We start from the raw sequence: 12,249 nt of genomic DNA, 5'->3' as shown, positions 1-12,249 counted from the left end.
AACCCCGCCGCGACGGCGTTGCATTGCAACTGTGGGCAACGCGCGGGTTCTTCGACGACCGCTTTACGCTCGCGGTCGGCGCCGGTCCATACATCGCTGTCACGCAAAACGACAACCTTCCCGGGAATCGTACGGGCGATGGCCGCGTTTCCGGATTGATATCGATGTCGGCGAGTTATCGGCTGGGAAAATACTGGCTCACACGGCTTACATGGAACCGTGTCGTCACGCGCTACGACCGCGATACCGATTTGATCGAAGCGGGCATAGGCGTGAGGTTCTAGCGGTCAAACGCATACGGGTTTCAGCTTTTGCCCGGCTTTGGAAACAACGGATACGCGACCAGCGCACAGGCAGCCGCGACCAGCCAGACCACCCCCCACGATCCCGCCGCGAGCAGATGCGGGATCGACAAGGGCGTGACGAACAAACCCACGTACACGGCCGTATTCGTCATCCCAAGCGCGGTTCCCGCACGGTCTTTCCCGCTGAGCGTGGCGAGTTCGGTATAAGCCACGCCATGCCACGCCGATACGCAAATCCCCGCGAACACGATAAACCCAATCAGCCAGCCTTCGGATAACCCATACCCCGTCCCTACCGCGAGCACGATGAACGCACCAACCGCGATCAGCGTCGACACTTTTGTATAAGCGCGGCGGTTGCCGTGTTTATCGGTGAACCGGCCGCTCCAGACGCGCATGATCATTGCGCCGAGCTGGACGGCGACCATCGTGGCCGTGATGCCGGGCAGGCCGACATGCGCGAAGTCGTGCAGGAAAACCGTGGCGAACGTGAGCACGGCAAACTGCGGAATGCACAGGATGCCGATGCCCAGCACCACGCGCCAGATCATGGCGTCACGCAGCGGGCTGACGGCTGCAGCAACCGCAACGTTCGATGCGGACACTGCGGGCGCGGGTGTTTCAGGTGGCTCATGAAGCCAGCGCCATGCAAGCCACACTGCGGCCGTGCACATGGCCGCCAGCACGCCATAGACGAGCCGGAAGCCGCCTGTGGATGCAAGCCACGGCAGGATCAGCGCGCCGAGGCCGCCGCCGAGCGGCACGGCGGTCTGGCGGATGCTCATCGCGAGGCCGCGTTCGCCTTCCTGAAACCAGCGCATGATCGCGCGTCCGCTCGATCCGTTGACGCTGCCGCCGAGCAGACCGACGCCGCACATCGATATCACCAGCCACAGCAACGAAGGCACCGACGCCGCCGATGGCACCACGAACAGCATCATCGCGAGGAACGCAGCCGCCACGGTCGCCAGGCCGGTGAGAAGGATCGGACGGTCGCCCCACCGGTCAGTCGCCACGCCCCATGGCAGTTCGGAGATCGCCACGCCCAGGCCCATCGCGCCGAGCGCCAGTCCAAGCGCCGAGTTGCCGAGGTGATAATCCGCGCGCAACCAGACGGCCGTGGTCGGAATGCCCGCGATCGCCGCCGAAAAACTGACGTTCGCCGCCACGCCAACGCCGAGCACCTTCCAGCGATGGGAGGCGCCAAGACCACGTCCCACCCCTGCCGCCAAGGGAATTGCGCATTGAGTTTGCATCGCTGTATGGCATCCGTTCAGTTTCGATGCACACAGTGTGACGCACCGCGATGGTCCTGAATATCAAGTAATATCGAACCAACACTTCGACAAAACAGGACGGTTCGACATGTCGCAAACCAATTTCGAAATCGCGTCGCTGCGCACATTCGTGGTCGGCATGGAGCTTGGGAGCTTTGCGAAGGCGGCGGACCGGATTGGGCGTTCGACTTCGGCCGTCAGTGCCCAGATCAGGAAGCTGGAAGAGCAGGCTGGCGCGCCGTTGTTCAAGAAGGCGGGCCGCAACCTCGCGTTGACCGACGCCGGCGAGACCATGCTGCGCTTTGCGCGCCGCCTCGTCGATCTCAACGACGAAGCGGCCGTCGCCGTGCGCGGCCCCGATCTGGAGGGATGGATCAGGCTCGGGCTGCAGGAGGACTTCGGCGAGATCATGCTGCCCGACGTGCTCGGCCGGTTTTCTCGCGCGCATCCGAAGGTCCGTATTGAAGCGCGCGTGGCGCGCAATACGGAACTGTTCGAGCGTATCGATTCGAACGAACTCGACCTCGCGCTGGTTTGGGGCGACCTGTCGTCGGCCGCGCGGGAAACCCGGCCCGGCGTCCAGCATGAGCTGATCGCCGAGCCGCGGATGTGCTGGATCGGTTCATCCACCCTGCCCTGGAATCCGGCCGCCGATGAACCGCTGCCGCTGGTCGCGTTCGATCGCGCGTGCCTCTTTTTTAGCGCGGCGACAGCAGAACTCGATCGCATGAACATCCGCTGGCGCGTCGCGTTCACGAGTCCGAGCCTGTCCGGTTTGTGGGCCGCTGCCGCTGCGGGACTCGGGCTGACAGTGCGGACGCAATACGGCTTGCCAAGGTCGGTTTGCGCGCTCGATGCACACGCCGCAGGGCTGCCCGATTTGCCGTCATTGCCGCTGTCGCTCATACGGGCGTCGATCAAATCTGCGCCGCCTGTCGAACGGCTTGCATCGATCATTCTCGATTCCGTGCGCGGCGGGGCGGCATCGTTCGAGCGCATGGCGGCCTGATCACCCTTCGCGCCTTGTCCTTCGCCTTCGCCTTGTCCCGACGGCCCGCTTTTTGCTGAACCGTCGTGAACGACAGACGGGAGCGCGACATGGCAGGTCCGATGCAGCAAGCAGCACGGCTGGACGACATTCCCGAGGACCACGGCATACGGGTGACGCTGTCCGATACCCCAATCCTCCTCGTGCGGCAAGGTGGCGACGTCCACGCGTTTTCGGCGGACTGCCCGCACGCCGGCGCGCCGCTCGAGGAAGGCGCCGTGTGCAACGGGCGCATCGTGTGTCCTTGGCACAAGGGCACGTTCGCAATCGACGATGGCCGCGTGATCGAGCCGCCCGCGCTGATCGGCTTGAAACGCTACCCAGTGTCGGTGGAAAACGGCAACGTGCTGGTTTCGTCGCAAGCCGAGGAACCGCCCGCGAGTTTTCCATCCGCCGATACACGCATGTTTGCGATCATCGGCGCGGGCGCGGCCGGTGCTGCTGCATGCACCGCGCTACGTGAAGGCGGCTTTCACGGACGTATCGTATTGATCGGGCCAGAGTCCGGCGAGCCGTACGACCGCACGGCGTTAAGCAAATTCGTTGCCTCCGGCGATATGCCGCCCGGCGAAGTTCCGTCGCTACTGCCCGAAGGTTTCGCCACGAAGCGGCGCATCGAGCGCATTGAAGCTCAGGTCATCAAACTCGATGCCGCCGATAAACGCATCGACCTGCCCAACGAACTCACGCTGCATTACGACGCGGCGCTGATCTGCACGGGTGGTACTCCCAAACCCATGGACGTTCCCGGCGCGAACTTGAGCCGCGTGCATTTGCTGCGTTCACGCGACGACGCTGCAACGCTCGACGCATCGCTCAAGGACGCGAAAAAAGCGGTCATCGTGGGGGCGAGTTTTATCGGGCTGGAGGTGGCGTCATCGCTTAAAAAACGCGGTCTCGACGTGACCGTGGTCGCGCCCGGCAAGATCCCGCTCGCTACGCAATTCGGCGATGAACTCGGCCTGATGTTCAAGCGGCTGCACGAGAAGAACGGCGTCGGGTTCCGGATGGAATCGAAGGTGAAGGCGTTGATTGGCGGCGACGCCGTTCACGCTGTCGAGCTTGACGGCGGCGAGACGATTCCGGCGGATGTGGTGATCGCAGGAACAGGCGTAAGGCCGGCGACCGACTTCCTGCAAGGCATTGCGCTCGCGCATGACGGCGGCATCAAGGTCGACAGCGCCATGCGCGCCGCGCCCGGACTGTACGCTGCCGGAGACGTCGCGCAGTTTCCGCTGCCACGTTCTGATGCGGACCTGCGCATAGAACACTGGCGCGTCGCTCAGCAACATGCACGCGTTGCCGCGCTGAACATGGCCGGTGGCGACGAGCACTACACCGGCGTGCCTTATTTCTGGACCTATCATTTCGGCAAGCGCTTCGAATACCTTGGCCACGCAAGCGAGCATGACGATGTCCTGATCGACGGCGATCTCGACTCGCAGGCTTTCATCGCTTATCTGATAAAGGACGGCAAGGTCGCGGCAATTGTTGCGTGCGATCGGGAAGCGCCGACGGCAAAGCTCGCAGAAGCGATGCGTGCAACCCTCACGCTCGATGAAGCCCGCAGCGTTGCAGGTAACCAAAGCTGAGACGATCATGGCAACCAAGCCTATCGGCATGTTTCCGGATCAGCACCCGGAGCGGCTCGACCAGTGCCGCCGATGCATGCTGTGGGAAGCCGCAACGCAAGCAGTGCCGGGCATCGGTCCGCATCATGCACCGTTGATGATGGTCGGCGAACAGCCCGGCGATCAGGAGGACCTGCAGGGCAAGCCATTCGTGGGACCGGCCGGCGCCCTGCTCGACAACGCGCTTCAGGAGGCCGGCGTACAACGCTCGCAGGTCTACGTGACCAACGCGGTGAAGCATTTCAAATGGGAACCACGAGGCAAGCGCCGGCTGCATAAAACACCGGCGCAACGCGAAGTCGATGCATGTCATTACTGGATCGAACGCGAGCTTGCGGAACTTGATCCGAAGGTGATCGTTGCGTTGGGCGCAACCGCGTTGAAGTCGGTCCTGCAGAAATCGACCGTAAAACTTCAGGCATCGATGGGCCAAGCAATCGAGCACGACGGACGTCTGGTGATTGCGACGTTTCATCCATCGTATGCGCTTCGGGCGCCCGATGCCGGGACGCGCGAAGCCGCATTTCGCGCGATCGTGGACGCGTTGAAACATGCGCATCGGCTGATCGGCGAGCACAGCAAATAAGGAGGACACAGCATGGCAACCGCTTCGAAAACTGCAGGCAAACGCAACACGACGCGCCAGAAACATGCTCGGGCAAAACCGAAACCATCGGGTTCGAAACGCTGGTCGCGTCACGTGATGGAAACCAGCGACGCGATGGACATCAAGAGGGACATCTTCAAGGAGGGCAATGCGCAGGAGATTGCGGACTCGCTGAAGAAGTCGTCCACGCGCAGCAACCGGCGCAAGGGCACACCGTTCCAGTCGGCCATGTCGATGCTGAATTTCTATATCAATCGCGCGGGGCGCAATTTGCCGAAGTCGCGGCGAACCGTACTCGACAACGCGAAGAAGAAACTCCGCGAAGCGTTCGGCCGCAAGCCTTGAGGAACGTTACTTGCTGTCGTATGTAGCCGGCACCCGCAAAGCCGCCGGCTGCGACTGTATGAATCACCAAGGAGATGTCATGCCTGAGAACACCGATCTCAATCCCGGCGATGAAGCCGCCCCCGGCACACCGGGCACCGGCGAAAACATCTGCCCGGCTTGCAGCGGTTCGGGCAAGAAGGACGGGCAGAGATGCGCGACATGCGACGGCACGGGCAAGGTCACGGAAGGGATCGGCGGTGCGTGATTACATGCTTCGCGCTTCGTTTTGCGGCATCGCAATGCTTACTAGTGTGGTGGCCGGGTGCGCCAATGACGCATCCGATGGATCGATCGGCTTCGGCCCGTCCCCTACTTTGCCGCCGCCTCACACTACGCTCCTTCCCACGCTCAACGTGGCGCCGGCTGATCCGTGGCCCGAAGGCACCATGCCCACAGCGGCACAGGGATTCGCGGTACACGCATTTGCAAGAGGACTCGATCATCCGCGCTGGCTTACCACCTTGCCCAACGGCGATGTGCTTGTGGCAGAAAGCAACACGCCTGCGCAACACGATCCTGACACGGGCATCAAGGGGTGGATCACGAAGCAGTTTCAAAAACGCGCGGGAGCAGGCGTTGCAAGTCCGGACCGCATCCCCCTCTTGCGCGATACGAAGGGCGACGGCGTGGCCGACATGCGAAGCGTCTTCATCGACAAGCTGCACTCGCCGTTCGGCATGGTGCTGGTCGGCGACGATCTCTACGTTGCGAACACGGACGCCGTTTTGCACTTCAAGTACCACACGGGCGATACATCGATCAGCGGACCGGGTGAAAAGCTGACCGACCTGCCGGGCGGTCCTATCGATCATCACTGGACCAAGAACCTCATTGCAAGCCGTGACGGCAAACTACTCTATGCCACCGTCGGCTCGAACAGCAATGCGGGCGAAAACGGCATCGAGGCGGAAGAAGGCCGCGCGGCCATCGTGGAGATCGACCGGGCCACAGGCAAGTCGCGGATATTCGCATCGGGCTTGCGCAATCCCAACGGCATGTCGTGGAATCCCGAAAGCGGCACGCTCTGGACCGTGGTCAACGAGCGCGACGAGCTGGGTAACGACCTGGTGCCCGACTACATGACGTCGGTGAAAGACGGCGCCTTTTATGGCTTCCCGTATAGCTACTATGGCCAGCATGTCGATACCCGCGTGAAACCGCAAAACCCGGAAATGGTTGCGAAAGCCATTCCTCCGGATTACGCGCTCGGGTCGCACACGGCGTCGCTCGGTCTCACGTTTTACGATGCAACGCTGTTTCCGCAAAAGTACCGGAACGGGGCGTTCATAGGACAGCATGGCTCGTGGAACCGCAAGCCTCGCAGCGGTTACAAAGTCATTTTTGTACCTTTTTCAGAAGGCAAACCATCGGGAGCGCCTGAAGATATCCTGACCGGATTTCTATCGCCCGATGGCGATGCGCGGGGCCGCCCCGTCGGCGTCACGCTCGACCACTCGGGCGCTTTGCTCGTCGCCGATGACGTCGGCAACTCCGTCTGGCGTGTCACGCCGGCGCAGAGCGCGGCCGGGAACTGATGGCACGGCGCGCTGCATCAGGAAATGGTTTGTTCGCCGTGGCCGAAGCCACGCTGATCAGCCTGTACGATGGCGGCGTGCTGTCGCCAGCCGTTCTCGAACGCGTGATCGCGGGCTTTGCGAACAGCGCGATCGACTGGCATTCAGCGCCTGAACGCAAGAGCGTGGATGGAAGATCGCTGCACGAAGTTGTCGCCATCACGATGATGCCCGGGCGCGCGATCCGCAATCCATCGAAGGAGTTCTTCGCGGTGGTCGAGCACGTCGGGGGCCGCAGCGTCGCAGCGCGGGACGCTAAAGAAGAACCTGAGGAATCACCCGAAACCGAACCCGAGGATGAACCGGACGACGAACTCATGAGTCAGCTTGCAGGCGCCGGCCGCAAAGGCAGCGCCGGAGCCAAAAAAGCCGCGAAAACCGCACGAAAGTCAGCACCATCCCCCGGTTTCAATCCCCTCTTTCACGCCACTCCACCGGGCCGCGCCCGCAAGTCATAGCAATGTCCTTGACTCATGTCATGGTGGAATTACAACGCAATCTCCCTACACGCGGCACAATAGCAAGTGCCAGATCGATAGCGACCCGCATCAGTGACCCGGCCCAGGCACGACCCGGCCGAACCAGAGTGACACCGCAACTTCCTTTCAATGGATACCAACGGACACGACATGGACACACAGGCAACCTCCACTTCCCCGCGCCTTTCCCCCGATGAATTACGCAAGATCGATGCATATTGGCGCGCGTGCAATTACTTGTCGGTAGGCATGATTTATTTGCGTGCCAACCCGTTGCTGCGCGAACCGCTGCAAACCGAACACATCAAACGGCGACTTCTCGGGCACTGGGGCTCCGACCCGGGCCAGTCCTTCACGTGGGTCCATTTGAACCGGCTGATCATCAAGGATGACCTGAACGTAATGTTCGTCTCGGGTCCGGGTCATGGCGCACCGGCGACGTTGTCGAACTCGTATCTGGAAGGGTATTACTCCGAGGTCTATCCGGATCGCAGCGCGGATGAAACCGGCATGCTGCGCCTCTTCAGGTTGTTTTCGTCACCGGGGGGAATCGGGTCGCATTGCACGCCCGAAACGCCCGGATCGATCCACGAAGGCGGCGAGCTGGGCTATAGCCTTTCGCATGGCTTCGGCGCGGCTTTCGATAACCCGGATCTGATCGTGGCTGTGATGGTCGGCGACGGCGAAGCTGAAACCGGACCGCTTGCAACGTCATGGCATTCGAACAAATTCCTGAATCCCGTCGTTGACGGCGCGGTACTGCCGATCCTGCATCTGAACGGCTACAAGATCGCGAACCCGACCATCCTCGCGCGCATTCCGCAGGAAGAGCTCGAAGCGCTGATGACGGGTTACGGATACAAGCCGCATTTTGTCTCAGGCTCGGACCCCGCGACCATGCACGAACTGATGGCGCAGACGCTTGAGACGTGCATCGGCGAGATTCGCGCGATTCAGGCGCATGCACGTTCGACGGGCGACACCACGCGCCCGCGCTGGCCAATGATCGTCTTGCGTTCGCCCAAGGGCTGGACCGGTCCGAAGGAAGTCGATGGTCACAAGGTCGAGGATTTCTGGCGCGCGCATCAGGTGCCCGTGCTCGATCCGGCGACCAACGCAAAGAGTCTGAAACTGGTGGAAGCGTGGATGCGCAGCTACAAGCCCGAAGAGCTCTTCGATGAAAACGGCACCCTGATAGAAGAGCTGCGCGAGATGGCGCCGAAGGGCGAGCGTCGCATCAGCGCGAATCCGCATGCGAACGGCGGACGTCTGCGCCGTTCACTCGACCTGCCGGACATCCGCGACTATGCCTTCAAGGTCAAGGCCCCTGGCGGCACCTACCAATCGCCAACGGCGGTGCTCGCCACATGGCTGCGTGATGTCATCAAGCGCAACATGAATTCGTTCAAGCTGTTCGGCCCCGATGAAACCGCGAGCAACAAGCTCGACGGCGTGTACGAAGCATCGGGCAAGCGCTGGATTGCCGAGTACAAGCCTGAGGACAGCGACGGCGGCGCTTTGGCGACCGACGGCCGCGTGATGGAAATGCTCAGCGAACATACGCTCGAAGGCTGGTTCGAAGGGTATGTCCTGACGGGACGTCACGGTCTTTTCGCGACCTACGAAGCGTTCGTGCATGTGATCGATTCGATGTTCAACCAGCACGCGAAGTGGCTCGAGAAATCGAAGCTGGAGCTCGACTGGCGCGCACCCGTGCCTTCGGTGAACCTGCTGATCACGTCGCTGGTCTGGCGGCAGGATCACAACGGTTTCACACACCAGGACCCGGGTTTCCTCGATGTCGTCACGAACAAGAGTCCCGAAGTCGTGCGCATCTATTTGCCGCCCGACGCGAACTGTCTGCTGAGTGTGATGGACCATTGCCTGCGTTCGCGCGACTACGTGAACGTGATCGTCGCGGACAAGCAACCGCACTTGCAATACCTCGACACGGAAGCAGCGCTCGCGCATTGCGCGAAGGGCATTGGCATCTGGGACTGGGCATCGACGGATCAGAACAGTGAACCTGACGTGGTAATGGCGTGCGCCGGCGACATCGCGACCATGGAGTCATTGGCCGCCGTCGAAATCCTGAAGGAGCGGTTTCCCGATCTCAAGATCCGCTTTGTCAACGTGGTCGACCTGTTCCGCCTGATGCCCGATACCGATCATCCGCACGGCTTGTCGAATCGTGATTTCGATTCCATCTTTTCGCGCGAAAAACCGGTCATCTTCAACTTTCACTCGTATCCGACGCTGGTCCACAAGCTCACGTACAACCGCACGAATCACGAGAACATGCACGTGCACGGGTATCGTGAACGCGGCAACATCAATACGCCGTTCGAGCTCGCCATCATCAACCAGGTGGACCGCTTTTCGTTGTGTATCGATGTAATCGATCGTGTGCCGCGCCTGCGCGATACCGGTGCGCATACGAAGAACTGGCTGAAGGACCAGATCAACGAGAGCATTGGCTACGCGCACGCGGAAGGCATCGATCGCGATGAAATCCGCAACTGGGCGTGGAAAGGCTGATGCCATGGCACAGGACATTCTGGTCTTGAACAGCGGATCGTCGTCGCTCAAGTTCGGCGTGTATGCGCCCGACAGCGGCGACGAAAAAGCGTGGCTGACGGGAAGCGCAAAAGGCATTGGCCGTGACGACGGGTCGTTGACCATGCGTTCGCTCGACGGCTCCATCAACGTCCAGCAAAGTCATGTGATGGAGTCGCAGCACGACGCGCTGCAACGCATGGCCGACGCCTTGCACGAGCATCTCGACCAGCCGCTGGCGGGCGTCGGTCATCGTATCGTGCATGGCGGCCCGCATTTGAGAACGCACGCGCTGATCACGGAGAAGGTTAAGCAAACCCTTCGCGACGCGGTGCAGTTCGCACCTTTGCATTTGCCGCAATCGCTCGCGCTGCTCGAGCAGGCACAGGACATTTTCCGGGACGTGCCGCACTACGCCTGTCTCGATACCGCGTTCCACCAGACCATGCCGGCACGCGCCACGCATCTGAGCTTGCCCAAGCACTTCGCCGGCGAAGGCGTGGTGCGCTACGGCTTTCACGGGTTGTCGTACGAATCGATCGTGGCGAGCCTCGGCAACGATCTCCCCGAGCGGCTCGTGGTCGCGCACCTGGGCAGCGGTGCAAGTCTTTGCGCGATCCACAACGGCCATTCAATCGATACCACCATGGGCCTGACGCCTACCGGCGGTATCCCCATGGCGACGCGCACCGGCGATCTCGATCCCGGTGTGTTCGTCTATCTGATGCGAACCGGCGGCATGGATGCCGACGCACTCGAACAACTGATCAACAAGGAGAGCGGCCTCAAGGGTCTTTCCGACTCGAACGACGACATGCAGTCCCTTCTGAAACGCACCGACGCGGACGCGGAACTTGCCATCGATATCTTTTGCACGGCGGTGCGCAAGACAATCGGCGCGTATGCGGCATTGATGGGTGGCCTGGACCGGGTCGTGTTCACGGGCGGTATCGGCGAACATGCCGACGCCATACGCGAACGCATTTGCCAGGGACTCGAGTTCCTCGACGTCCAGTTCGATTTCATCGAGACGCAGGAAGAGCGGCAGATCGCCCGTCATTGCCGAACGCTCCTGACTGAAAGTGTTTAGTAGGGTACGTGGATTGCTCACGGCTTGATCGATCCAGTGTCGACCGAGCCGGAGCAATCGATGCCACACCGCCACCCCTCACCGCGCACTAGCCGCAAACCAACATGCCGTTGACGGCGGCGGAGTCAGCGCACGCGGGCGACAGCGCGCCGCTGAACTATTTTCTTCACGCGGCCGGGCCGGCTGCAGCGCCTACCCTCACTCTGGACTGGATCTTCACGACAATTTGCGTGGCGGTCTGCGTGATCGTCGGCGGCTTGCTTGCTGTCGCAATCTTCCGGCGCCGTCCCGACGCACCGCTCGATCAACTGGTCCAGGGCAACAGCGGCTTGCGATGGATCGTGATCGGCGTGGCGCTTTCCGTGCCTGTGCTCGTCGCGATGCTGGTCTACGCACTTGTCACGCTCAACCGGGTTGCATCGCCCGCAGAAACTCCTGCTTTGACGATCACCGTGACCGCCTACGACTGGTGGTGGAAAGTCGCCTACGACGACGCCGCCGATCCGACGCTGCGTTTCGTCACCGCCAACGAGATCCACATTCCCGCCGGCGAGCCCGTACGCATCAAGCTGAAAAGCGCAGACGTGATCCATACGTTCTGGGTTCCGAAACTTGCGGGCAAGACTCAGGCGATACCTGGCCAGACCAACGAGCAATGGATCCAGGCCGATGCGCCCGGGGTGTATCGCGGGCAATGTTCGCAGTTTTGCGGCGCGCAGCACGCACACATGGCTTTTGAAGTCGTCGCAGAAAGCCGCGCGGATTTTGCTGCGTGGAGCGCGGAGCAAGCCCAGGTGCCGGCTTCATCGAACAATCTGAGCGTCGCCGCCGGCAAGACTCTCTTCCTCGACAAATGCGCGGGCTGTCATGCAATCCGTGGCTCGGACGCACAAGGCGCGCAAGCGCCCGACCTTACCCATCTCGACTCGCGCCGGCTCATAGCCGCGGGCACGCTGACGAATACTGCAGGGAATCAGCTTGCCTGGATCACGGGCGCGCAACGCATCAAGCCTGACTCGCTGATGCCGAGCATTGCGTTGAGACGCGACGAAGCGGCGAACCTCGCCGCGTATCTCGCGACACTGAAATAGGTAGAGAGGAGCGACGCTTTCATGAGCGAACTGTCATCGTCCGATGCGCGTGTCCCCGAATACGGCCGCGTGCCCGAGGGAAGCGCGCGCGAAAAACGCCTCGCCGGGATATGGGAAACGGCGCCGGGCTGGCGCGGATGGATATCGACGGTCGATCATAAAAGCATCGGCCTGCGCTATCTCGTGACTGCGTTCATCTTCCTG

12 protein-coding genes and 1 pseudogene are annotated in these 12,249 nt (G+C 61.7%); 12 read left to right on the top strand and 1 reads right to left on the bottom strand.

Features of this window, described 5'->3' with window-relative positions; translation table 11 throughout:
* Nucleotides 1-284 (top strand): annotated as a pseudogene (locus ACFFAR_RS12605) (hypothetical protein); the annotation flags it as partial.
* 20 nt (nt 285-304) lie between these two features.
* Here ACFFAR_RS12605 and ACFFAR_RS12600 read toward each other — a convergent pair.
* Complete coding sequence (locus ACFFAR_RS12600; protein WP_174364159.1) at nt 305-1,561, bottom strand: MFS transporter; 1,257 nt, start codon at nt 1,559-1,561, stop codon at nt 305-307.
* Between the two features lie 109 nt (nt 1,562-1,670).
* Here ACFFAR_RS12600 and ACFFAR_RS12595 point away from each other — a divergent pair, with 109 nt between their 5' ends.
* The 11 genes from ACFFAR_RS12595 to ACFFAR_RS12545 form a co-directional block, all read left to right on the top strand.
* Nucleotides 1,671-2,591 carry a LysR substrate-binding domain-containing protein gene (locus tag ACFFAR_RS12595; RefSeq protein ID WP_174364160.1) on the top strand — a complete coding sequence of 307 codons (921 nt, stop codon included), beginning with the start codon at nt 1,671-1,673 and terminating at the stop codon, nt 2,589-2,591.
* 89 nt (nt 2,592-2,680) lie between these two features.
* On the top strand, nt 2,681-4,222 hold the full coding sequence (locus tag ACFFAR_RS12590; protein WP_174364161.1) for an FAD-dependent oxidoreductase: 1,542 nt from the start codon (nt 2,681-2,683) through the stop codon (nt 4,220-4,222).
* A gap of 7 nt (nt 4,223-4,229) precedes the next feature.
* Entirely contained in the window at nt 4,230-4,847 is a 618-nt protein-coding gene (locus ACFFAR_RS12585) for a UdgX family uracil-DNA binding protein (RefSeq protein WP_375507951.1), read from the top strand.
* A gap of 12 nt (nt 4,848-4,859) precedes the next feature.
* A complete protein-coding gene (locus ACFFAR_RS12580; protein ID WP_174364162.1) occupies nt 4,860-5,213 on the top strand; it encodes a DUF3175 domain-containing protein in 354 nt (117 codons plus the stop codon).
* Nucleotides 5,214-5,292: 79 nt separating this feature from the next.
* Entirely contained in the window at nt 5,293-5,460 is a 168-nt protein-coding gene (locus tag ACFFAR_RS12575; RefSeq protein ID WP_174364163.1) for a hypothetical protein, read from the top strand.
* A 34-nt stretch (nt 5,461-5,494) separates the two neighbouring features.
* Complete coding sequence (locus ACFFAR_RS12570) at nt 5,495-6,790, top strand: PQQ-dependent sugar dehydrogenase (RefSeq protein WP_375507950.1); 1,296 nt, start codon at nt 5,495-5,497, stop codon at nt 6,788-6,790.
* Nucleotides 6,790-7,287 (top strand): hypothetical protein, encoded by a 498-nt coding sequence (locus ACFFAR_RS12565; protein ID WP_174365646.1) that lies wholly within the window; start codon nt 6,790-6,792, stop codon nt 7,285-7,287. Before ACFFAR_RS12570 ends, ACFFAR_RS12565 begins: the two co-directional genes overlap by 1 nt.
* A gap of 171 nt (nt 7,288-7,458) precedes the next feature.
* Complete coding sequence (locus ACFFAR_RS12560) at nt 7,459-9,846, top strand: phosphoketolase (protein WP_375507949.1); 2,388 nt, start codon at nt 7,459-7,461, stop codon at nt 9,844-9,846.
* Nucleotides 9,847-9,850: 4 nt separating this feature from the next.
* Nucleotides 9,851-10,954, top strand: coding sequence for an acetate/propionate family kinase (locus ACFFAR_RS12555; RefSeq protein ID WP_174364567.1), 1,104 nt, complete (start codon nt 9,851-9,853; stop codon nt 10,952-10,954).
* A gap of 104 nt (nt 10,955-11,058) precedes the next feature.
* A complete protein-coding gene (gene coxB / locus ACFFAR_RS12550) occupies nt 11,059-12,045 on the top strand; it encodes a cytochrome c oxidase subunit II (protein WP_174364566.1) in 987 nt (328 codons plus the stop codon).
* Between the two features lie 21 nt (nt 12,046-12,066).
* Nucleotides 12,067-12,249 (top strand): hypothetical protein (locus ACFFAR_RS12545; protein WP_174364565.1); only part of this gene is annotated, 183 nt, incomplete at its 3' end.

The sequence above is a fragment of the uncultured Caballeronia sp. genome, from assembly GCF_964243625.1.
Lineage (GTDB): Bacteria > Pseudomonadota > Gammaproteobacteria > Burkholderiales > Burkholderiaceae > Caballeronia.
Note: the sequence above shows the minus strand (reverse complement) of the source record. Positions and strands in the feature narration are given on the sequence as shown.

Coding starts and splice junctions, on each gene's coding strand:
- ACFFAR_RS12600 (WP_174364159.1), bottom strand. CDS start 1,561: ATGCAAACTCAATGCGCAATTCCCTTGGCGGCAGGGGTGGGACGTGGT.
- ACFFAR_RS12595 (WP_174364160.1), top strand. CDS start 1,671: ATGTCGCAAACCAATTTCGAAATCGCGTCGCTGCGCACATTCGTGGTC.
- ACFFAR_RS12590 (WP_174364161.1), top strand. CDS start 2,681: ATGGCAGGTCCGATGCAGCAAGCAGCACGGCTGGACGACATTCCCGAG.
- ACFFAR_RS12585 (WP_375507951.1), top strand. CDS start 4,230: ATGGCAACCAAGCCTATCGGCATGTTTCCGGATCAGCACCCGGAGCGG.
- ACFFAR_RS12580 (WP_174364162.1), top strand. CDS start 4,860: ATGGCAACCGCTTCGAAAACTGCAGGCAAACGCAACACGACGCGCCAG.
- ACFFAR_RS12575 (WP_174364163.1), top strand. CDS start 5,293: ATGCCTGAGAACACCGATCTCAATCCCGGCGATGAAGCCGCCCCCGGC.
- ACFFAR_RS12570 (WP_375507950.1), top strand. CDS start 5,495: ATGCTTACTAGTGTGGTGGCCGGGTGCGCCAATGACGCATCCGATGGA.
- ACFFAR_RS12565 (WP_174365646.1), top strand. CDS start 6,790: ATGGCACGGCGCGCTGCATCAGGAAATGGTTTGTTCGCCGTGGCCGAA.
- ACFFAR_RS12560 (WP_375507949.1), top strand. CDS start 7,459: ATGGACACACAGGCAACCTCCACTTCCCCGCGCCTTTCCCCCGATGAA.
- ACFFAR_RS12555 (WP_174364567.1), top strand. CDS start 9,851: ATGGCACAGGACATTCTGGTCTTGAACAGCGGATCGTCGTCGCTCAAG.
- coxB (WP_174364566.1), top strand. CDS start 11,059: ATGCCGTTGACGGCGGCGGAGTCAGCGCACGCGGGCGACAGCGCGCCG.